At 41.4% G+C, this 19,627-nt stretch carries 38 protein-coding genes; 18 read left to right on the top strand and 20 right to left on the bottom strand.

Translation table 11 applies throughout. The features are described 5' to 3' along the window. The first annotated feature begins 14 nt into the window (after window positions 1-14). The 10 genes from H5122_RS18250 (at window position 15) to H5122_RS18205 (ending at window position 4,508) form a co-directional block, all read left to right on the top strand. Window positions 15-641 carry a helix-turn-helix transcriptional regulator gene (locus H5122_RS18250; RefSeq protein ID WP_182682891.1) on the top strand — a complete coding sequence of 209 codons (627 nt, stop codon included), beginning with the start codon at window positions 15-17 and terminating at the stop codon, window positions 639-641. 77 nt (window positions 642-718) lie between these two features. Further along, a complete protein-coding gene (locus H5122_RS18245; RefSeq protein ID WP_002960465.1) occupies window positions 719-979 on the top strand; it encodes a hypothetical protein in 261 nt (86 codons plus the stop codon). Continuing rightward, window positions 972-1,286, top strand: a complete 315-nt coding sequence (locus tag H5122_RS18240) for a LuxR C-terminal-related transcriptional regulator (RefSeq protein ID WP_182682892.1) — start codon at window positions 972-974, stop codon at window positions 1,284-1,286. Before H5122_RS18245 ends, H5122_RS18240 begins: the two co-directional genes overlap by 8 nt. Before the next feature lies 1 nt (window position 1,287). Beyond that, window positions 1,288-1,932, top strand: a complete 645-nt coding sequence (locus H5122_RS18235) for a DNA N-6-adenine-methyltransferase (RefSeq protein WP_182682893.1) — start codon at window positions 1,288-1,290, stop codon at window positions 1,930-1,932. A gap of 2 nt (window positions 1,933-1,934) precedes the next feature. Continuing rightward, window positions 1,935-2,855 (top strand): hypothetical protein, encoded by a 921-nt coding sequence (locus tag H5122_RS18230; RefSeq protein WP_182682894.1) that lies wholly within the window; start codon window positions 1,935-1,937, stop codon window positions 2,853-2,855. Window positions 2,856-2,867: 12 nt separating this feature from the next. After that, window positions 2,868-3,335: a hypothetical protein gene (locus H5122_RS18225; RefSeq protein ID WP_182682895.1), complete on the top strand. Its 468-nt coding sequence runs from the start codon at window positions 2,868-2,870 to the stop codon at window positions 3,333-3,335. Window positions 3,336-3,337: 2 nt separating this feature from the next. Then, the gene (locus H5122_RS18220) at window positions 3,338-3,625 is read left to right on the top strand and encodes a hypothetical protein (protein WP_182682896.1); all 288 of its coding nucleotides are present in this window, start codon (window positions 3,338-3,340) and stop codon (window positions 3,623-3,625) included. Next, the gene (locus tag H5122_RS18215; RefSeq protein WP_182682897.1) at window positions 3,612-3,788 is read left to right on the top strand and encodes a hypothetical protein; all 177 of its coding nucleotides are present in this window, start codon (window positions 3,612-3,614) and stop codon (window positions 3,786-3,788) included. The genes H5122_RS18220 and H5122_RS18215 overlap by 14 nt, the downstream gene beginning before the upstream one ends. 10 nt (window positions 3,789-3,798) lie before the next feature. After that, window positions 3,799-4,122, top strand: a complete 324-nt coding sequence (locus H5122_RS18210; protein WP_182682898.1) for a hypothetical protein — start codon at window positions 3,799-3,801, stop codon at window positions 4,120-4,122. Then, a complete protein-coding gene (locus H5122_RS18205) occupies window positions 4,119-4,508 on the top strand; it encodes a hypothetical protein (RefSeq protein WP_182682899.1) in 390 nt (129 codons plus the stop codon). The genes H5122_RS18210 and H5122_RS18205 overlap by 4 nt, the downstream gene beginning before the upstream one ends. A 10-nt stretch (window positions 4,509-4,518) precedes the next feature. Here the strand turns inward: H5122_RS18205 and H5122_RS18200 are convergent, their stop codons facing one another. The 3 genes from H5122_RS18200 to H5122_RS18190 all read right to left on the bottom strand — a co-directional run bounded on the left by H5122_RS18200 (window position 4,519) and on the right by H5122_RS18190 (window position 6,025). Beyond that, complete coding sequence (locus tag H5122_RS18200) at window positions 4,519-4,815, bottom strand: hypothetical protein (protein WP_182682900.1); 297 nt, start codon at window positions 4,813-4,815, stop codon at window positions 4,519-4,521. A gap of 300 nt (window positions 4,816-5,115) precedes the next feature. Continuing rightward, window positions 5,116-5,715 (bottom strand): hypothetical protein, encoded by a 600-nt coding sequence (locus H5122_RS18195; protein WP_182682901.1) that lies wholly within the window; start codon window positions 5,713-5,715, stop codon window positions 5,116-5,118. A 1-nt stretch (window position 5,716) separates the two neighbouring features. Further along, the gene (locus H5122_RS18190; RefSeq protein ID WP_182682902.1) at window positions 5,717-6,025 is read right to left on the bottom strand and encodes a hypothetical protein; all 309 of its coding nucleotides are present in this window, start codon (window positions 6,023-6,025) and stop codon (window positions 5,717-5,719) included. Window positions 6,026-6,226: 201 nt separating this feature from the next. Between H5122_RS18190 and H5122_RS18185 the strand changes: the two genes are divergently transcribed. From H5122_RS18185 to H5122_RS18175, 3 genes are all read left to right on the top strand, one after another. Beyond that, window positions 6,227-6,859, top strand: a complete 633-nt coding sequence (locus H5122_RS18185; RefSeq protein WP_182682903.1) for a ParA family protein — start codon at window positions 6,227-6,229, stop codon at window positions 6,857-6,859. Between the two features lie 42 nt (window positions 6,860-6,901). Then, a complete protein-coding gene (locus H5122_RS18180) occupies window positions 6,902-7,129 on the top strand; it encodes a hypothetical protein (RefSeq protein ID WP_182682904.1) in 228 nt (75 codons plus the stop codon). A gap of 79 nt (window positions 7,130-7,208) precedes the next feature. After that, window positions 7,209-7,349 (top strand): hypothetical protein, encoded by a 141-nt coding sequence (locus H5122_RS18175; protein WP_002960476.1) that lies wholly within the window; start codon window positions 7,209-7,211, stop codon window positions 7,347-7,349. On the opposite strand, the gene H5122_RS18170 is transcribed toward H5122_RS18175, so the two are convergent. After that, window positions 7,327-7,497: a hypothetical protein gene (locus tag H5122_RS18170; RefSeq protein WP_182682905.1), complete on the bottom strand. Its 171-nt coding sequence runs from the start codon at window positions 7,495-7,497 to the stop codon at window positions 7,327-7,329. The genes H5122_RS18175 and H5122_RS18170 overlap by 23 nt on opposite strands. Before the next feature lie 156 nt (window positions 7,498-7,653). Between H5122_RS18170 and H5122_RS18165 the strand changes: the two genes are divergently transcribed. Further along, complete coding sequence (locus H5122_RS18165; RefSeq protein WP_182682906.1) at window positions 7,654-8,079, top strand: hypothetical protein; 426 nt, start codon at window positions 7,654-7,656, stop codon at window positions 8,077-8,079. Here the strand turns inward: H5122_RS18165 and H5122_RS18160 are convergent. From H5122_RS18160 to H5122_RS18150, 3 genes are all read right to left on the bottom strand, one after another. Continuing rightward, on the bottom strand, window positions 8,076-8,462 hold the full coding sequence (locus H5122_RS18160; protein WP_182682907.1) for a hypothetical protein: 387 nt from the start codon (window positions 8,460-8,462) through the stop codon (window positions 8,076-8,078). The two genes, H5122_RS18165 and H5122_RS18160, sit on opposite strands and share 4 nt — an antisense overlap. Beyond that, window positions 8,459-9,043, bottom strand: a complete 585-nt coding sequence (locus H5122_RS18155; protein WP_182682908.1) for a hypothetical protein — start codon at window positions 9,041-9,043, stop codon at window positions 8,459-8,461. Before H5122_RS18155 ends, H5122_RS18160 begins: the two co-directional genes overlap by 4 nt. A 91-nt stretch (window positions 9,044-9,134) precedes the next feature. Continuing rightward, window positions 9,135-9,308 (bottom strand): hypothetical protein, encoded by a 174-nt coding sequence (locus H5122_RS18150; protein ID WP_182682909.1) that lies wholly within the window; start codon window positions 9,306-9,308, stop codon window positions 9,135-9,137. A 175-nt stretch (window positions 9,309-9,483) separates the two neighbouring features. Between H5122_RS18150 and H5122_RS18145 the strand changes: the two genes are divergently transcribed. Further along, a complete protein-coding gene (locus H5122_RS18145) occupies window positions 9,484-10,188 on the top strand; it encodes a recombinase family protein (RefSeq protein ID WP_182682910.1) in 705 nt (234 codons plus the stop codon). Here the strand turns inward: H5122_RS18145 and H5122_RS18140 are convergent. The 8 genes from H5122_RS18140 to H5122_RS18105 form a co-directional block, all read right to left on the bottom strand. Further along, complete coding sequence (locus H5122_RS18140) at window positions 10,185-10,454, bottom strand: hypothetical protein (RefSeq protein ID WP_182682911.1); 270 nt, start codon at window positions 10,452-10,454, stop codon at window positions 10,185-10,187. The two genes, H5122_RS18145 and H5122_RS18140, sit on opposite strands and share 4 nt — an antisense overlap. A 46-nt stretch (window positions 10,455-10,500) precedes the next feature. After that, the gene (locus H5122_RS18135; protein WP_182682912.1) at window positions 10,501-10,782 is read right to left on the bottom strand and encodes a hypothetical protein; all 282 of its coding nucleotides are present in this window, start codon (window positions 10,780-10,782) and stop codon (window positions 10,501-10,503) included. Next, a complete protein-coding gene (locus tag H5122_RS18130; protein WP_182682913.1) occupies window positions 10,779-11,186 on the bottom strand; it encodes a hypothetical protein in 408 nt (135 codons plus the stop codon). The genes H5122_RS18135 and H5122_RS18130 overlap by 4 nt, the downstream gene beginning before the upstream one ends. A 10-nt stretch (window positions 11,187-11,196) precedes the next feature. Beyond that, the gene (locus H5122_RS18125; RefSeq protein WP_182682914.1) at window positions 11,197-11,409 is read right to left on the bottom strand and encodes a hypothetical protein; all 213 of its coding nucleotides are present in this window, start codon (window positions 11,407-11,409) and stop codon (window positions 11,197-11,199) included. A gap of 151 nt (window positions 11,410-11,560) precedes the next feature. Next, window positions 11,561-11,815 carry a hypothetical protein gene (locus H5122_RS18120; protein WP_002960490.1) on the bottom strand — a complete coding sequence of 85 codons (255 nt, stop codon included), beginning with the start codon at window positions 11,813-11,815 and terminating at the stop codon, window positions 11,561-11,563. A gap of 1 nt (window position 11,816) precedes the next feature. Next, window positions 11,817-12,056, bottom strand: a complete 240-nt coding sequence (locus tag H5122_RS18115) for a hypothetical protein (protein WP_182682915.1) — start codon at window positions 12,054-12,056, stop codon at window positions 11,817-11,819. Next, window positions 12,040-12,255: a hypothetical protein gene (locus H5122_RS18110; RefSeq protein ID WP_182682916.1), complete on the bottom strand. Its 216-nt coding sequence runs from the start codon at window positions 12,253-12,255 to the stop codon at window positions 12,040-12,042. The genes H5122_RS18115 and H5122_RS18110 overlap by 17 nt, the downstream gene beginning before the upstream one ends. Beyond that, window positions 12,252-13,667: a DNA cytosine methyltransferase gene (locus tag H5122_RS18105; protein ID WP_182682917.1), complete on the bottom strand. Its 1,416-nt coding sequence runs from the start codon at window positions 13,665-13,667 to the stop codon at window positions 12,252-12,254. Before H5122_RS18105 ends, H5122_RS18110 begins: the two co-directional genes overlap by 4 nt. A gap of 114 nt (window positions 13,668-13,781) precedes the next feature. Between H5122_RS18105 and H5122_RS18100 the strand changes: the two genes are divergently transcribed. Further along, on the top strand, window positions 13,782-14,039 hold the full coding sequence (locus tag H5122_RS18100) for a hypothetical protein (protein WP_182682918.1): 258 nt from the start codon (window positions 13,782-13,784) through the stop codon (window positions 14,037-14,039). 120 nt (window positions 14,040-14,159) lie between these two features. Next, window positions 14,160-14,525, top strand: coding sequence for a hypothetical protein (locus tag H5122_RS18095; protein WP_182682919.1), 366 nt, complete (start codon window positions 14,160-14,162; stop codon window positions 14,523-14,525). Between the two features lie 47 nt (window positions 14,526-14,572). Here H5122_RS18095 and H5122_RS18090 read toward each other — a convergent pair whose 3' ends face one another. The 4 genes from H5122_RS18090 to H5122_RS18075 all read right to left on the bottom strand — a co-directional run bounded on the left by H5122_RS18090 (window position 14,573) and on the right by H5122_RS18075 (window position 16,627). Then, window positions 14,573-15,388 carry a Rha family transcriptional regulator gene (locus tag H5122_RS18090; RefSeq protein ID WP_182682920.1) on the bottom strand — a complete coding sequence of 272 codons (816 nt, stop codon included), beginning with the start codon at window positions 15,386-15,388 and terminating at the stop codon, window positions 14,573-14,575. A 297-nt stretch (window positions 15,389-15,685) separates the two neighbouring features. Next, entirely contained in the window at window positions 15,686-16,051 is a 366-nt protein-coding gene (locus H5122_RS18085; protein ID WP_182682921.1) for a LexA family transcriptional regulator, read from the bottom strand. After that, window positions 16,044-16,310, bottom strand: coding sequence for a hypothetical protein (locus H5122_RS18080; protein WP_182682922.1), 267 nt, complete (start codon window positions 16,308-16,310; stop codon window positions 16,044-16,046). The genes H5122_RS18085 and H5122_RS18080 overlap by 8 nt, the downstream gene beginning before the upstream one ends. Window positions 16,311-16,348: 38 nt before the next feature. Next, complete coding sequence (locus H5122_RS18075; RefSeq protein ID WP_182682923.1) at window positions 16,349-16,627, bottom strand: ArdC-like ssDNA-binding domain-containing protein; 279 nt, start codon at window positions 16,625-16,627, stop codon at window positions 16,349-16,351. 444 nt (window positions 16,628-17,071) lie between these two features. Between H5122_RS18075 and H5122_RS18070 the strand changes: the two genes are divergently transcribed. After that, the gene (locus H5122_RS18070; protein ID WP_182682924.1) at window positions 17,072-17,956 is read left to right on the top strand and encodes a RepB family plasmid replication initiator protein; all 885 of its coding nucleotides are present in this window, start codon (window positions 17,072-17,074) and stop codon (window positions 17,954-17,956) included. Window positions 17,957-19,229: 1,273 nt separating this feature from the next. Here the strand turns inward: H5122_RS18070 and H5122_RS18065 are convergent. Then, window positions 19,230-19,627, bottom strand: a 398-nt coding sequence (locus tag H5122_RS18065; RefSeq protein WP_182713001.1) for a hypothetical protein, incomplete at its 5' end; no start/stop codon positions are given.

The raw sequence follows: 19,627 nt of genomic DNA, 5'->3' as shown, positions 1-19,627 counted from the left end.
AATTGGGATTCGTTATGACAGAATTAACCACCACAAACACAGTACAAAGCACTGATAAAAAATCAGAAAGGATGCGCAAAGCCCGTATAAATGCAGGCTTATCGCAACGTGAGGCCGCCGAAAAAATCGGGGTTGGACAATCGCGCGTATCTAATTACGAAAACGAAATAAACAAAAACGTACCGCCTGAGTTTCTTAAACTTTGCGCCAAAGCCTACAACTGCTCACTAGAGTATTTATACGGCTTTACCGACGAAATTGAGGGCGGCTATGCATACCGCCCAATCAATAAAGACAGCGTAATAGCAATCAATAAAAGCGAGTTAGCAAAGCAAAAATTAACCTTTCAAGACCTGGACGAAATAACCGTAACAGACAGCGCAATGTCAAATGCATTTACGCAAGGCGAACAAATAGTAATAAGTAAAAAAGTAGGCGTTATTAGCAAGCCCGCTATTTATGCAATAAATCAAGATGGCAGCACAGTAATGCGCGGTTTACGTAAAGAACTAAACGGCAGTTACACCTTGTTTGTGCATAACAAACAAACCTACGACGATCAAACACTCACCGAGGACGAGTTAAAAAACCTCACCATCATTGGTAAATACATAGGCCACTGGCGCGCAGCCAGCAATTAAGCCCACAAGGCTTTTTTGCGCCTGCAATTAACATAAAACATGTTAAATAATGTTATTTAACACATATAAGGATCATCATGACGACTTTAACAACCGTACAAAATACAGTAGAGCGAAAACTAAACCGTCAAGCTGCGCGCAGTCTTTCAATGAAAAACAACGCACAAGCAATAATTGCACTTGCCGAAGCCGTAGCCAGCAACCCGCGCGCAATAGACGACATAATTGATTTAGCCAATGCAATTAGCATGGACGCAGAAGATTTAAAAACCGACTTAGGCAGCGCGGTAAACGCCTTGGCCGATATTCACACCTTAAGGATAAACAGCCATGCTTAACAACTACCAAAAAGGCTTATTAAACCAACTCGCAGAAGGTAAAACCAATTACGAAATTGGCGCAAGTAACAGCCTAAACCAAACCGAATTAAATATAGAGCTGCGCAACATGCAGGCCCGTTTAGGTGCAAAAACACTTGCACACCTTATGCACCGCGCATGGGAATTAGGTTTATTAGGCGCGCGCACACTGTGTTTATGTATAGCCATATTTGGCGCAAGCACCGCCAGCGACATAAACAAAATACGCCCTGTACGCATAGCGCGTACACAAATGCGCCTCACTCGCCGTCAAGAGGCCGCATAACATGGCATCAAATAACAACCACCAAAGCAAAAGTAACAAAGCGGGGCGCGACACCACACAAACCCCGCATTGGTTATTTGAGGCACTAAACAGCCAATACCATTATGTATTAGACGCTGCAGCGCTAAAAAAATCAGCACTAGTTGAACGTTATTACACCCCGCGTAACAACGCCCTTAAAAAAGATTGGTCGGCCGATATAGGGCTTTATTTAGATGCAAACAGCGCAACCCCTGCAGTATGGCTAAACCCGCCATACAGCAATATTTTACCGTGGGTAAATAAAGTTATAGAGCAACAACATAAAGGCATATTAACCACCCTATTAGTACCGCGCGACAACCGCACCCAGTGGTGGCCCGCCAATAGCGCCAGCAAAATAATAGACATAGTAGGGTATTACGAAAATCAAGGCGTGTACTTACGCGGCCCCAAAAAAGGCCAACCAAAGCTTAAATGGCGTAGTGGCGGCATTCGCTTTATTAACTCGCTGAACGGCAAAGAAGAACCCGCAGAGCTAAATAAACCCATGTGCATAATAGAATTTAACCCGCACCTAATTGGCCAACCATGCCAATACAGCACAATACCTAAAAACGTACTAATGGCCCTAGGTCAAAAAGCAATAGCAAAAAAGAGTAAGTAACCATGCAAAAAACACAAGTAAACAGCCAAGAACGTGACGCCCTAAGCCAACTGCACCTAGTGGATAACAGCGAGTGCGAGGCACATTCAAGCGACACGCTCACAAAATTTGTACAGCAATACAACGCCGAACAAATACAGCAAGAACAACAGGCAACAATACACGCGCTTTATCGACAAAACACAAGCGACGAAATAGCCATACTAAAATCAAAGCTTGAAGCCGAAAAGCGTTTTAACGCCGAGCTGCAAGATCAAGCAAAGCAAGACGCAATCGACTTAAACCGCGCCGCTAAAGCCGTAGAAAACGGCGTAAAAATAGCAAGCCAAACAACCGCGCTTAATAACACCATTGCCAGCTTACAAAGCCAGCTAAAAACCGCACACGAAAAAGTGCGCGAGCTAAACCAGCTCAACCCTAAAAAATTAAAAGAGCAAATTAAACGCCAAAGCGAGGCAAACGAAAAAGCGCAGGGGCGCAATAAAAAGCTAGAGATTGAAAAAAAAGAGCTTAAAGCCGAGGTTAAAGTATTAAGAGACCAGCGAAATATCGCCGTAAACAAAGTGGCCGAACTTCAACACAAGCTTGAGCATAACACCGGTGCAGGCCTATACCACAACGGCGAGCATCACTTAATTATATGGCCGCAAAAAACAAAAATGCAGCGCGAGGACGGCACACAGTTTGAAAGCAGATCACTGTTATACCTACACCAAAGCGGGCGCGGTGGCCTAATTAGCCATGACCCAAAAAACGGTGCACAACTATGCGCAGCCCCCAAAGGCGGCTTGCGCCCAAGTAAAGACACCCTCGACTTTGCACAAATCTGGTTACGCCAGGTAAACGAAGTGCAAAACGGCATTATTACCGACGCCAACATGATCCCCGTTAATTTCAACGCCCAACTGCAACCGGCTGAATAAGGATAAACCCCCATGATATTTTTAATTTCAGATACCAAAAGAAAAGAATTAAAAAACGTAGTTTTTGAAGATATAAAAGCTGACGTATCAAGTAAAGATCAAGCGTGGGAAGTTAATACCTTTCTAATTCGTTACTTTTCAACAGAAAAAGCGGCAGTTTTTTGGTGCTCAGAGCGTGGAATAAGCACGACTATTGGCGTTAAACATAAAGGCTTGGATATAACCCCAAGCGATAAAATATTAAAACCCTACCAAGTAGGTGAGAACGATATTGTTTTAGCTTACAACGAACAGCGCGCAAAACATGTATTAAGTAACTCTACAGGGGTGGACATAGAAGAATTTGAAGAAGTTAAAGACTTATCAAACGACTTAGATATGGGTTTTTGTAACGAAGAAGGGGAGTTTATCCACACACTAAAAACACTGATAGAAAACAGCGACGGTCAAGGCGAGCGATATTTAACGGGGTGGGAATAAATATGCCAACCCAAACAACAAAAAACGGCGAGTACATTCTTATTTATTGGGATGATAAAACGCACGAATATATACGCGGCCATGTAAGCATTGAGGATGCACAAAAAACCCTAGATTTTGAGTGTGAAGATGTTATTGCAACCGAAATAAAACACACCTACGCATTTTGGGGCGTGGGCCTTGATGACTGCGGCGAACCTTGCCAGCGCTTTTACTTAAGAGACGCGCCCGCCAGAGGTCGCTTTAAAGTCACTGAAATTTCATTTAAGGATAAACATGCAATTACCTGACGCCATAGCGGCCGACATTAAAGCGCATGGTTTAGAAAAAGTGGCGGGCGTATTAGCCCGCACACTTATCGCGCTGGCGCATAGCCAACAACACGATATTGAATTTAACAGCGAGCTGGGAAATGTATTTATTGAACGCAAAAGCCCTAAAACAAACGATTGAGGATAATAAAATGAAACGTTTCATATTATTAACATTAGCAATAAGCGCTTTTTTTTTACCGGCGGCGGTGGGTAAAAGTGCCACCGCCGTAGCAACAACCACGCAGGGCGCAAATCATACAAGTGGTGCATATCGCTACCGCAGTAGCTATTTATCCCCATATTATAAAAAGATGGCTGGCGACCGTATCTTTTATATTGACGATAAAGCCTTTGCCACGCACAAGAGCCTTGGCGTAATAAGTGTAAAAGAGGTGAAAGGCGATAAACTATTTACTCACCACTTTGGCGGGCGCTGGTTTTATATCGACGCATTTAAGGTGGCAAAACCATGAACCCAACCATTGACGCTAAAATGAAAGCCAAAGGCTATGAACGTGTAAGCGGCATGGCAATATTAAACGATGTAGCCGTAACAGAAACCCACCGCGAAATACTCAGCGCCAAATTAACAACACCCAAAGCCGTCGAAGTGTTTAACAAAGAATGTGAAGATTTATGGGTGTTATACCGAAAAAATAAATTAACCGCCCAAATAACATTTAGTGAGTTTAATTTAGTACGTAATGCGCGCGGTAAAGATGCCGCACGTTTTGACATTGTAGATGATGAGGGCGAAAGCTATTGGCTGTGGATGAGTAAAGCAGACATTAAGCGAAATATTAAAATATTCCCTGAATGCAAAGCCGAATTGCAAAAAGGGCTTAATCGTTACGCATAAAAAACACCGCCTAAGTGCGGGGTTTTTCGTTTCGCTCTATCCGTTCTTGAGTGGCCCAATACATTTGACTCAATTGGCAACTTCCCTGCATGGCGCCCCAATGATTATACCTACACCATTTTATAACATGTGCATTATTCAATGCTGCTTCTTCAATGCAGCGCCACCTTGCCTCAATTTCCATTACACGCTGAAATTCAGCGTTTAAGTGTTTTTGGCAATAGCGAACCCCAAATACATAACCTTTGGCCGGTTGCTCACACTCACTACAAATATTAAACGCCCACTTACGTAATTTAGTAAACATACGCCCTCACTTTAATAACTTATATAAATTACTGCATTGTTGGCACTTCGCGCGCTTAGCACCTGAACGGGTTTGTTTAAGTATGCCATTACAATTAGGGCAAGGCACTTGTGCAACTCGCTTGATCATCGCCTCATTAATAACAGCACTGTTATTTTTGCGCGGTGGCAGCATACCCAACCCCGATTTTTTCGGCGGTATTCGGTGTTAATCCACTTTGCATCGGGTTCATTGTGCAGGCCGTCGCCCATCATATCGCCGAGCTTTACAAGCTGGCTATGCAATCGGGCGGTTGTTTTATCATTCATCAGGTAAAAGCCTTTCACCAATAACCGTTGTTGTATAGCTAATAGAATGTTCAGGCTCTACGTTATAAGAGCCGCCGCAGGTATCACAACTCTGTTCACCTTCGGGTACATCATCGGGTTCATATTCAGTGGCGCAATGAGGGCATTTTATATTATCTTGCAATCGATACTCCCACTGATCATAACCGCCATTATTCTCAACGGCTTTAGCTACGCGTTTTAGTGCAATTTGCTTTTCTGCATTGTCTAGTTTTGTTTGGCAAGGAGCGCAGCGCCAGGTGTTATTAAAACAACCCCAAACAGCTTGAGTTTGTGCGCTACGGGGTTCCTTGCATGTTATGCATTTGTCGTGTTCATCGCATACAATATACGGCGATTGGCTCGGATCGCAATGACTGCACCCATTGACCCAATACCAGTTATTTTTAATCAGCTTGGCGTACATTGCTTTATTAGTGGGGTGCTTTAATACTACATCGGCATTTCCTAAATTTATAGAGTTGCGGCTTTTTTCCTCCCTAAAAAGCATCGTGCTACCATTTCGAACAACGTCCATTTTGGCTGTTAATCGGCTGTTGTTTATTAATTCCATTTTAAGCCCCTTTGCGTATAGCTTGGCAATCGGCGTAAGTGCATTGAAAGTGATCACCCATGTTTTCCCAATCGTGATCACAGTCTTGTTTTGCACTTACTTGCCCAAACTCGGTTAAATCTTCAAATTCGTCAAAAATAAAGTTTTCGCGAACGGCCACCACTTTAAGCACAATTTGCATTTCTTGCTTGCCTGCAAGTATGCGCCCTAAGCTCACCTCGTTATCGGCAAAATTGCCCTCTAAAATTTCAGCCACTAGGCTATCTACATTATCAACCGCTGTAGCGGCTATCTCTTGCGAACCTGACATAAAATACCCTTTTACTTGCGTTATTACCGTGTAATCACACAGTATCAAAGGCCAAATAACATGTAAACACAAATCGTGTTAAAGCTTAAATAAATACTAATTAAATATTTATTTAATATTTATTGAGTATATATAAAATATTTATTGCATATTATTTAGAATCACCTTATATTTACACGGTAATCAAAGAGGAGCAGGTAAATGATAATTGTATTAGCACATAATAAAGGCGGGGTTGGCAAAACGACTACTGCACTAAATTTAACCGAAATATTAAAGCCGGACATCGTAATAGACCAAGACGCGCACAGTAACTTAGTTACCTTAAACAGCTTTCGTGAGCCAAGCGCTCAATTTAATGTATTAAGCGGCTTGAGCAAAAACGAACTTATTGAGCAGTTAAAGCAAAGCGAGCAAGGTAAATTAATACTGGTTGATTGTGGCGGGTTTGACTCTGAATTAAATCGCATAGCGGTTGCATTAAGTGATTTGGTGATTGTGCCAGCAAACGACGACATAACCGAAGTGATCGGCCTTAAAAGCTTTGATAAAACACTAAAAGAAATAAGCGCCGAAATGGGTGTAAATATAAACGGCCGTGTATTGTTTACCCGCGTTCACCCACGCCGCAAAAAGTTTGACGACGTAGAAAGCTTTTTAAATAACTCTGAACACCTATCGCGCTTAAACACCACATTAGCCGCGCGTAAAGATTACCCATTAGCGGCCATCGATGGCATGGGCGTATTTACTCACCCAAAAACAAAATACAGTGATGCCGCACGCGAAATTAAAGCGCTGGCAATTGAAATAAACACACTGTTAAATATTTAAACCATACTTTATTAATACTAATTAAATACAAAGGCTACAACAATGGGCAAGTTCGACAAAATAAACAACGTAGGCAAAGGTGCAGCATTAAGCGAGCAAACAAGCGAGCTAAACACCAAGCCAGCCACCAAGCCAAAGCACATAAATAATTTACCTGTAAAAGCAGAGCAGCGTTTTAATGCATTAAAAGCAGCGGGTAAAGTAAGCGGCAATTTATCAGCTTACATGGTGCAAGCATTATTTGAAAAGTTAGAAAAAGACGAGCGATAAAAGCAGAATTTAAAAAAGAGTAAGCCGGTGAACTTCGACCCCCACCGGCTACATGCAACACTAAAGAGGAAACTTTAAAATGTCACAAGCAAACTATACAGCAATACAAAAAATGCGTCTAATTGATTTACACACCCTACCAAGCCACCTTTTATTACAATGGTTGGCCAGTAAGCCCGCATGGTTACAAGCGGCGGTTATTGGTCGCCAAGCGCATTAACGCTTTTATTTATTAACTGGGCGATTTGCACCGCAACATTGTTAAGGTGTATATCGTCCTCACTGGCTCTTGCTAGTAATATTGCTAGCGAGTGAGCCGCCCCTAAATCATCCTTAATCGTAACCTGATTATTACCTTCATTTTCCATAATATATCCCTTGATAACTTCATTATTTGCAATGGAAAGTACACCCAAAAATTAACCTTTGCAATAAAAACTTACATTTTGTCAGTTTTTATTCAGGCAGGGTATGTAATTATTTACAGGATCGGTTACTATAACGCCAACATAAGAGGCAGGCCCATGTTTAAAAAAGCATTAACACCCGAGCAGCAAACCGTACACGACATAATAAACCGTGTGTGCTGGGCGCATGGTGTAAAAAATAAAGCGGCCCTTGAGCGCAAAATTGCGTTAAGTGACTCATGGTGTACCAATACCATTAAGCGTGGCTCAATACCGTATGCACTAATAGACCAAACAGCGCAGGCAACCAGCATAAGCTTTGATCACCTACTGTACGGCAGCCCAATGAGCCAACTAGACCCAAATGATTTGTTGTATATAAAGCAAGGTTTAATAAAAAGCTTAAGAGAGCTAAACGAGCAGGGGTTTATAAATAAAGCGAGCAGCTTAGAAGATTTAGAGCAGCTTGCTAAAAAACAAGCCGCCGATATTGAACACGAACTTACAATACAGTGGAACAAAAACACCAAAGAGCGCGCCTAGCGCTCTTTGTTAAACTTTGCATAAATTACTTTATGCCCTAAATCATTATCGTATTTATTCATTAACTGCCCTATTGATAATTCCTCAACAGGCGCTTGCACATCAGCCGGTGTAATTTCTGCAAGCTCAAAATCATAACGCTGCATACTTGGGAACTTACCCAATATTAATGCAACCTCATTTTTAAGCTTTTCGGCTTCATTCATTAATTGCATCGACTTTTTAAAGTCGGGTTCGTGCTTAGCATTAATACTTAAGCGCATGGCCAGTTCAGACTTATCGCGTAATTGCTTTTTAAAAATAGCACGGCGCGACATAAGCCAGGTACTTAACGTAAGCAAACACACCAATATTAAAAGCGCGCCATAAACAATATTTATCATAAAGCACCTCTTGGTAAACGTAAGCTCAACACATCACCAAGCTTAGTATTTAAAATTTTAGGAAAAAGCATCACAACCCCCAACACACAGCTAATATAAAGCACTGTAAAACTATACAGGTAATGTAGCACTGCAAACCCTTCTTGAATATCCAAAACCACAAATTTAAACCAAATAATAAAGTTAATTACTGATAATGCTAATGTTAATCTAACAACAGTAAAAAACAGCTCGCCGTATTTATAGCTAAATCGCACATGTAACCGGTAAAGAATGATCACACTTAACACACCCATAAAGCTAACCGCTAAATAAATGTTTTGCGCTAAATCCCCGCGCTTTGACTCAGCTAAAAATATAAGCACTTTTTCCATTAGCAGGGTAGTTAACATGTACTTAGACACCACCACCGCAATTGATAAAAAATCACTTAGTAATTCTTTATCGTTAAGCGCTCTAAAAATAGATAGGCATAGGGCCAGCAAATAACACAGTGAAATAATTACTTGGACTGAAAAAACATTATGGGTAGCAGTGGCAACGAGTATTTCATTATACAAACCAGACAGGGTTTTTATCATGTTCATTCCTTGATTAAGGATGCAATAGTATAATTTTGGACATAAAAAAACCAGCGTATTGCTGGCTTTTTAAACTTTGCTTAAATTCTTTTTATTTTGGCTTTTTAGGATTCAAAATAATAATACCGCCAGTGCCTTGTATTTTTGGCTTTGGCTTAGGGTTTAAAATAATAATACCGCCAGTACCTTTTAATTGTTGTGTGTTTACGTTCGCTGGGGTTACGTCTGCAGATAGGCCGCTAAGTAGTAATAATGTAAGTGTCATTTTTTTGCTCCTTAAAATAGTTAAGTGAGCATTAGCAGGGTTCGTGCCAATATAAGTGCATGATATAAAATCACTCTTTAGGGTAAACCCTAGAGTTTATTAAATTAACGCCCAGTAACACGCAATATGTAAACTCTAGCGACAACAAAACAACTCTAAAGTTTAAGCGGGCCCAGTGGCAAAAAATTACGCATACATACGCATAAGCGACGCGCACAAACAGCACAGCCACGGCCAACGCACCCGCATAACCCAATATGCCGCCAAGCACGGCTTTTATATATATAAATGGTACGAATACACCTTAAGCGGATCGAGCACCAATAAAACACAGCGTGGGCTTATTGAACTAATAGAGCGATTAACGCCAGGTGATCGGGTATTAGTAAACGACATAGAGCGATTAGGGCGCGACTCTATCAGCGACATAATGGAAGTAACCACCCGCATAATAAATGCAGGGGCCGAAATACACTTTTGTTTAACGGGCGATACGCTCACCCCAAGCCATAAAAATGACGTAGGGCAATTTTTTATACAAATTGGGCGTGCTTTTGCCGCACAAGACTTTAGTAAACAGCGCAGCTTAAAAGCAAAAGCGGCAGCCAATAGCCGCAAAGCAAACAACTTACCAGCGGGGCGGGCAAAAGGGGCCATAATAAAAAGCAAACTTGATGAGCGCGAAAACCAAATATTGTTTTGGCTAAGCCAAGACGTATTTAAAAGCGAAATAGCACGGCGATTAAATTGCAGCGCCACCGCATTAATAAAATGGCTTGATCGGCGTGATGAACTAATATGCCAAGCCCGCGAACGTGGACTATACGAAAGCGGCCTAAGCATTGGGGAAGTAAAACGAAGGTTAAAGGGTAAGGGTTAAAGGCTATTATTTATAGGCATGTTATTAACCCAATCAACTGCAGCAACTCTTAACTGCTCTATGTTTTGGCAATTTACTAATTTTTCATCTTGCCAGTCGCCGGTATCTAAAAATATATGACCGCCTGTTACTGGCTCTAAGTGAATGGTTACACAAACCATAAATATTACCCATTCTTCTTCTGGGCAACCACATTCATCGCTTTTGCCAACGCTAACCAACTCGTAGCGGGTTTTCATATCACTTAATTCACCAGTGAAATGCATATGAACCTCAATCTTAACTATTAGGCCGCGCCTAATGGTTGGTTAATTATTCCATTCTATTATTTTTATCTGCTTTGGTTCTTGGCCGCTGCCAAATTTCTGTTTTCCAAATTGGACGCAAACGCACTAACGGATAATAAAAGCCGCGAATAATTACAAAAGCGCTCACAAGAAGTGATTGCAGAAAATTAAGGGCAAGGGTAAATAATATTACCAATGGGTAAACAATCGTACATAATGTGCGCCTTACATAATTGTTTTTTATAAAACCGATAAACGCAGGGCGAACGGTAAAAGTACCATTTTTATTTTTAAATATAACAATCATTCTCTTAATTTCCCCATTAAGTATTGAAACTCTTTATCTGTTATTGTTCTTGGTAAAGCTTCAATTTTAAAATTATGGTTTTGTTGCTTAGGCTCAAAACTCGGGGTGGTGTTTATTTTGTCATCTAGCAGCTTAGCCAGTGATTTTGAAAACACATGCATAATCTGATCTGCGTTCTTGCCGTTATCATGCCAAAGCTTATGTATTAGCGCGTCGAGCAATTGATAGTCGCTATCGGGGCGTTTACTTAACTCATTTACTCTAAAATCCGTGTCTAATTTTTCAAATTGTGCAATTAGCACCTGCAAGGCTTTAGCGTTAACAAGCTCTTTATCCCTGTATGGGCTTGCTCTGCCGGAATTTGTGCGCGCAATGTCTCTTTTTATTTGCTGTAAAAAATACATAAGTTACCCTTTACATTTTCCATGTTAATTTAAGGCGGTCGCCTAACTTGCCGCCCTCTTTTTTAATCACGCTTTCAACCGTGCTTTCAAATACATCAGGCATAGCGTGGTTATTAGTGGCGCTGTAGCCATTACTTAACAGCGTGGCTTGCATGGTTACTTCAATATCACCAAACGCCTGTTTTTGTATTTCTAGCAACCTTATTAATTCACTTATTTTCATTTTATAACCTTAAGAATGAGGCCGCATGACTTATAAAACGCCACTAACTCTTTGCGGGTATTGCATTTAAAACGGGGTATAAACCCCTGCTCGTATTTTTTACGCGAGCCAAACACCCAGTATTGGCCCTTAATCATTTTATGATACATGGCTATCTCATTTGTATTTCAAACTTGGTTACACCGTGCTTATTTAAAAACGCGGCCATATTATCTAAACGCCAGGTGCGCAAATCATCGGTGCGACCATGACGCACGGTGTACGCAATGGCTTGCCCTGCAATAACGCCTATAACATGGTATTTATTAGTGCCTGCTTGTTGCTGGGCAATTAACTTGTTAAACACTTTGGTTTGCAGCAAGCGTAAAAACTCGCCCTCTTTAACGCGATTAAATTTAATCTCCATGCTACATGCCGCCATTTTGTAGTGTTTGTTTTGGCGTTTTGTTTATACAAAGCACATCAAATATTAAATATTCACTGGGCGGGGTGTAACGGCCAATCGTGACAAACTCGCCATTATGGTTAATTTGATACGCAATATCGTGCTCTTGGCGGTGTATCGATGGGCAATCATGCACCGGTGTTTTTAAACGAACCGCGCTTAAGTAATCATTAAATTGCAATTCGTTAACGAGTAAAGCCAAGCACCACCCCCGTTTTTATTAGCTCAACACTTTCGCAGCGCACCCACTGCCAAAGCTCCGGCGGGGTATCTGTTTTACTGTCGATTAGTGCAAATAATCCTTCATTTAAATTAGACGCAATCACGTAGTGCTTTGCGCCCTTATACATTACGTACATGTGCGCGTGGTGCCCCATAGTGTTAAAAATGGCTCTATTCATGCGGCAACCTGTTTTTTAGACCGTGTTAAGTTAGCTGTAACAAGGGCCGCCGCTGCAGGTGGACACACTGCGTTACCACAGCGGGCCACTTGGTTTTGCTTGGTGTTTTTTTTGCCCTCACTGTTAAAGGCTATTTTGTAGGACGCAGGAAACCCCATGGCCGCGTACAGTTCGTGCGGGTAAAGCATACGCATGCCAATATCAACTATTTGATATTTTGACCCCCTGATCATCACCACACCGTAACGGTCTTTTGTAGTTATGGTTCCCAGTGGCTCAAGGGCGCTTTGGGCGTTTGATGTGCCAAAGTATTTAATTAAAAATGTTTGCACTTCGCCAAGGTGATTCCCACCGGCTGAAATAGTATGTAAAGGCTCGTTGGTTTTATGGCCGGTATTATCACCGCGAAACTTTATTATATGACTGGTAACTAATGCAAAGTGACCGCCTTTAACTTGCGCGCACAATGTACGTAATGGCTCGTTTAATGCCATGTTACGTTGATTCGAGCTGTTAGCGTGTTCGGTAATAAAAGGGGCTACATGTTCGCGAGGAACAACAAACGGATCGGGGTTGTTTATTATTTCTTTTTCAATCCCTTTAGCAATACGTATTAAGGTTTTCTCGGCTATTGGTCTCGGGCGATTAAAAATAGATTTAACCGGTATAGACCAATCTATAATGTCAGCGGCATTAAGGTAAGGTTTTAAGCCCGAATCTTTTTTCCCATGCGTAGGTAATGGCCATTTAATATTTAATTCATCATTTCTAGCCACAAGAAATAAGCGTTTTCGACTTGTTGGCGCACCAAAGTCGCAAGCAGTTAAAACTTTGTAATCAAGCGTGTAACCTAGCCCTTTTTCGAGCTTATGATAAGGAAAATCATTACCCAAACTTTCTCTTATTTCACCCCATGCGGGGTGGTTCTTTTCTAAGCCTGTTGTTAGACATTTTATAAATGCAGCAAATGTTTCTCCTTTTTTTTCTTTGTCGGGTTTAAATACGTTAGGTGAAACCTCTTTTAATGGCCCCCAATCTTTAAATTCTTCAACATTCTCTAACATAAAGATACGTACAGGAACTAGAGCCGCCCACCTAACAGCGACCCATGCAAGCCCGCGTATTTCTTTATTTACAGGCTTACCACCTTTTGCTTTGCTAAAATACTTACAGTCGGGGCTAAACCATGCCAAACCAACGGGGCGGCCTGCACATGCGGCCACCGGATCAACGTCCCACACTGATTCGCAATAATGGGTTGTGCTTGGGTGGTTAACCTTGTGCATATCAATAGCGGCGGGGTCGTGGTTAATCGCTATATCAACACTACGGCCTAACGCCATTTCAAGGCCCGTACTTGCCCCGCCGCCCCCTGCAAAATTATCAACTACTATTTCATTTTGGTGTAACATACTTGCGCCTAAATAATTACCGTGTAAAAAACATTATTACTGTTATTTATTACCGTGTAAACATGATTCGTGTTAATTTACGTGATAAGCAAATATAAGTAGGATAATTAAAAATTGAATAGCGAAAAAAGCACAATGACCACTACACCCAACGACAGAAAAAAAGCCGTTGCCCTTGCGCGCAAAACGCATCATAAAAAACAGCTAAATGAAAACAAACGGGTTGATACATATATAAAGCCCGAAACAAAAGCAGGGCTACTACGCATTAAAGCGAGCTTTAGTGATGTTAAAAACGAGGGGCAAGCCATAGATAAAGCACTGGGGCTTGCGCTTGAAAGCCTTGATAAAACACAGCAAAACACCGAATAAATATTAAAAACATATTTATTAAATATTATTTAAATATCCCTGCATTTATGCGGGGTTTTTAATGCCTAAAATTCGGGTATTATATTTTTGCTATTTATTTAAAACAAAAAAGGAACAGGTATGTTTAAAACACTATTAACGGTAGCCGTTATTGCACTTGGTTTAAGCGGGTGTGCTAAGTCGAGTTATACAGTAGGGAATAACTTTGCCACTGAAAATATAAAACAAATTACCAAAGGCGAAACAACAGCCGAGCAATTAACGGCCTTATTTGGGCAGCCTTATTCAAAATATGTATTAAGCGCTACCCAAACAAAATGGATGTATATTTATAACGAGGGCACAGCTAAAGCGCAGTCTTATTTATTTACCGCTAAAATAGAATCAAGCGGCACTCAAAAAGTATTAGATGTATTGCTAACTGACGATGTTGTTACAAATTACACCTTTACCGAGGGCGCTATGCCAGGCATGAATATTAATTAATGTAATCTAAACAAAAACCCCGCATTTAAGCGGGGTTTTTTATTGCCTTAAATATGGCGGGTAGGTTCGGTTAGCGCCGTTATTTGTTTAAACATCATATTGTATTGCTGTAATAAACCTAATAGGCCGTCTAGGTCTTTAGCGGCTGTGCGTACATTGCTTACCAGTACCGGCTTGTTTTGTGCCTCGGCTAGCATAAGCTGGTTAAGTAATGCGGCCATTGGAGTTGGCAATAAGGTATCGCTATAATTAAACGCGCTTACTTGAGTTGCTTTTATTATGCCCGATTTAGGTAAATCAATTATTACCGCGTCATATTGCGGGCTTGCTAACTTAAACTGATCAACAATAGCTAACGCCTGATTAAATAAGTGGGCGGGTATTTGCTCATACTTACTTACGTTAAAGTGGCTTTTTAATTTATTGTATAGCGTGTTGTATAAACTTTGGTGCAGTTCGCGCGGTTGGCTGTGTACCAGTGTGCTAACTTTGGTTTGTATTTGGCGTTGTTGGGCGTGGGTTAATGTACCGTATTGTAATTCGCTTAACTTATCGGCCATGGCATTAAACGCGTTAATGTACGCCTCTTTTATTTGCGCGGCTTTTTTACCAGTAAAACCCATCACCAAAAACATAAAGCCATCTTTGCTCATTTCATAAGTATCATATACGTTTCCGCGATGATTATATTTAACCGCGCAAAAGTTCGCGGTTAAAAAGTTAGCTGAGCATTCAAGTAAATTTATTTTTTTTATGATGTCTCGGTGTCGTTTAGAAAACGCCTCAGCAACTTTGAACGTGTTAGTTACTAGCTTTGTTTCTGTTGATGTAATTGCATTGGTTGGTAGTGTTTGAATATTCATACTTTTGACCTTTTTCTTAAATACTTATTTAAGCCACACAAAAGTCTCAGTTTGGGTGGCAAGCTAAAACGAGGTTGAGACTGTCGCGATAAAGGTAAAACGACCCGCCGAAGCGGCCTCGCCCAGCTTGCCATAATATATGGGGTGCTAAACAACAGGCATTAAAAAACCAGCGTAAAAGCTGGTGACAATGCCACCTTTATCATTGCGGGGTCTCAATCCCGATACCGGATTTTGCCAGTACCTTTTTAATATATCGCTGAAAAAGGGTGATTGTCAATTTTGTTTTATTGCTCCTTATAAGTTCACTGGCTTTTTATGCAGCCTTATTGATTGTGAAACCACCCCTTCGAGTGTGAAGCTATCGTAATCAGATATATTTACCGGTGGGTAATCGTCGTTGGCTGATAATAACTGATTGTTTTTTATATCGGCCAATTTACACACAAACAACCCATTTAGCACCGCGACTATGACGTCGTTTTGCTTTGGCTTTAATGCGCGGTCAATGATCAATAAGTCGCCATCAAATATCCCAACACCTTGCATGCTGTGCCCACTTGCGCGGCCAATAAAGGTAGAGGTGTCATTTAACAGGGCACTGTCTAATGTGTGGGGCAGATCTTTTAAGTTCTCTGCGGTAATTACGTTTGACTCAAGCATAAAAATCATCAATTGCTTTTTTGTAACTGGCGGCCAGTTCTTGGGCGGCGGTGTCGTCGCTTTCGCTGATTGACTCGAACGCATCAGATATATTTTGTAAAACAAAAGGATTGTTACCCGTTGTTTCGTTAAATATCTTTACTGGGTCTAGCTGAAACGGGGGCGGTGTGCCTAGTTCAGCAAGTGCATGTTTGGCGGCGGTGCGTAAATATTTGTGCGCCGTTATTGTTTGCGTAAGTGTATTAACTGAAAAGTACATAAAAGCCTCGCGTGGGGGCCGTGGCCCCCAGTGGTTAATTATTTAATTTCTTCGGTGTGTTCAATATTAAAAACGTATAAGGCTTTTAGCACCTTTTTTGTATCTTCAACACCTGATTTAGTGGTAATTTTTTTATCACATACCATAAATATTTTACAGCCTTTTGCGCCTTTAGATACTTTGCGGCCCGCCTCGTTCCACTGCTTAAAACCTGCCCATGCGTCACTTGTTAGGCTGTAAGCCTCTTTATGTTCTTCAAGGTTAGTTTGATTGTTAACTGAGTAAACCGACTGAGTGATTGTATTGAAGTTTTGCATTTTAACACCTTACTGTATGGTTTGAGCCAATCCCAAACCGCAAAGCCAGTATATGCTTTAACTATTACCGTGTAAACACAAACCGTGTTAAAAACACAAAATAAATATTTATTAAATATTAAAAAGATATTTTATTAATACTTATTGTTGCTACTGGTTAAACTAAGTTTAATTTTAACGCTAATAAGTTATACACAGTTTAAGTGTATTTATAACCAATAAACTAACCTTTATATATCCTAATAGAGATCCTAAGAGATCCTATTAGCGCTGCAGGCTATAAGTGGCGGTGGGTCTAGCGCTTTGCGGTGTAGTGTGAACGGGAAAAAGGTGTAGTGCAAACGGGGAGCGGTGTAGTGTGAGCGGGAAAAAGGTGTAGTGCGAGCGGGCAACGTGGTGTAGTGTAAACGGGAAAAACAGTAACTTATAAACAAAGTACCTACTATGGCTGAGATAATTAAATTAACTACTCCTGAGATTGGCAGCAAGCTAAGCAATAAATTAGATGTAAACAGTTCATCCACAGTGCAGGCGCTTGCCATGCTCCGAATTGGCGTATTTATACCAATACGCCGAAACCTACCCAAAAACAATAAAGGGGAGCTTACACGCCCTGCGTTTAGAACCGATATAAGCGAGGAATTTAGAAAGCTTGAATTTGCGCGCACCGAAGGGTTTGAAAAGGTCGCCATACAAGGCCCAGCGCTTAACTTTGAAACTGATTTTAAAGTATGGTGCGGCGTGATCAGGGCATTTAATACCTATGGGTATCAAAATTGCGCCATTAAGTTTGGCTTTGGGGAGTTTGCTAAAATGTGTGGGTTTTCTTCTAAGCAACTAGATGAAAGACTCAGAACGCGCATACATGATGCCCTAGCTAGAATACGCGGCCAAGTTATTGAGTTTTCAAAGCCCCAGGTAAGTAAGTCATACATTGGTGGTTTGCTTAATACCGGCAGCTTTGACGCTGACAGCGACACCATTGAGCTTATAGCCGATCCTAAATTGTGGGAGCTTTACAGCATTGACCACCATGTTTTACTTAAGCTTAGTGTGTTATCAAAACTGAACCGAAACGAAACGGCACAATGTTTATATGCCTACTTAAGCGCCCTACCTAAAAACCCATTTCCTATTAGCTTTAAACGTCTGCGCGATAGAGTGTGTTTAACATCGAGCGTAAAAGAACAAAACAGAACAATTAAAAAAGCACTCGATAAGTTAACGGCCATTGGGTTTTTAAGTGGTGATATTGTTAAAAAGGATGGTGAATCATATTTAATATTGCATGAGCTAAGCCAGCGACTTAACTTAAAAGAGGGTATTTAATACACTTTCCCGCTCACACTACACCCAATGCAAATACGTACTATGGCTTTTAGACTAACTTAAGGTACTTAGTTAATACAAAGCAATAGTTTAACCGGCTAATGGTTTGCGGCCTGCTGACTTACTAATGATTGGTGGGCGTAAACGGGAAGGTTCCCGCGCGCACTACACCCAATAAAACACCGCACTATGGCTTTTAGGCTAACTTAGGGTAATTCCCATAGTCTAAATGGTTAATTAACGGCTCCTTACGTTTGGGGGCGTAAACGGGGAAGTTCCCGCGCACACTACACCAACAAAACACCTTGCTATGGCTTTTAGACTAACTTAAGGCATTAACTTAAGGCGATCCCCATAGTTTAACTGGCTAATGGTTTACGGCCTGCTGATTTACTCATAATTGGTGGGCGTAAACGGGAAAGTTCCCGCGCACACTACACCAATAAAACACCGCACTATGGCTTTTAGGCTAACTTAAGGCATTAACTTAAGGCATTAACTTAAGGCAATTAGCATAGTGCAGGCCGCTAATTAACGGCGCTTTACGTTTTGTGGGCGTAAACGGGAAGGTTCCCGCGCACACTACACCCAATAAAACACCGCACTATGGCTTTTAGACTAACTTAATAATTTATAGTTTGTGACCTGTCACGCTTTATTAAGTGTCGGACTTAGGCGCACACAGCGCTTAATTTAGCAGAGGGTTTAGGCGTTATGCACTCAATGCGCTTGCGCATGATAAACCCAACCCCTGTTTTTGTTGGCCGCATTGGTGGTGGGCGTACAATGTTATTTAAGGCACATATTTTGATTGCCCCTCTGATAAACCAAAAAATGCCACTGTGCTAAACGCTTTGATAATGCATGTTTGCAATGCAATGTTAAAGCGGGGCACTAAGCCCCCGTAGCGCAGCTACGAATTGGGGCGCTTCATCCATCTTTATAAATACCGCCATGGGCGCAGCCCGTCGAGGCGGATTGCCTTATACACAGCTAGCTGTGCGTATAAGTTATTTAGCTGTTATTAAAGGTAAGATAATTTTGCACTTTAAACTAAGCGTAAGGCACATGTAACAAAGTCAGGCTTGCACTTTATATGTATAACCTAGTTAAGGGGGTATAAATTGGCATGGGTGGGCACGTATTTAACAAAAGGTGTTTAGGTTTTGTGGGGCTGGCTTATCAAAGCAGCCAAGGGCAGGGCTAAAATTAAACGTAAGGCACGCAAAAAGCCACGCTTATGCATGGTGGTATTTAATTATTAAGGGGCTAGTTAGTGCGGTGGGGCGCTTGGTTCGTACTGCGCAATAGCACGTAATTGGGCCAGTTCTTGGTTTACTAAGCCTTTAAATACTTCAAGACTCATTAAGCTGGCGGTAGCACCTAAGCGGCTTAATACGCGCTGTTGTGCAACATGGCGTTGTTGTTCGGGGGTTTTAGGGTTAATAGCGCGCTTAACTTTAGTTATAGCGCGTTTTTCGGCTAGGCGTTCAAATGCACGGCGGTAATGTGCCAGGCGTTGACGTTCTTTAATTTCGGTTATGCTCATAAAGCCCAACTGATCGGCCGTTAAACCGCTGTTAATACCTTTTTTGCGTAAGTATTTTAAACGTGCATCGCGTTGGCGGGCTACGCGTTCGGGTGTAATACCCAGTGCTTTAAAAAACAGCT

The organism is Pseudoalteromonas sp. SG43-8, from assembly GCF_014164245.1.
Lineage (GTDB): Bacteria > Pseudomonadota > Gammaproteobacteria > Enterobacterales > Alteromonadaceae > Pseudoalteromonas > Pseudoalteromonas distincta.
Note: the sequence above shows the minus strand (reverse complement) of the source record. Positions and strands in the feature narration are given on the sequence as shown.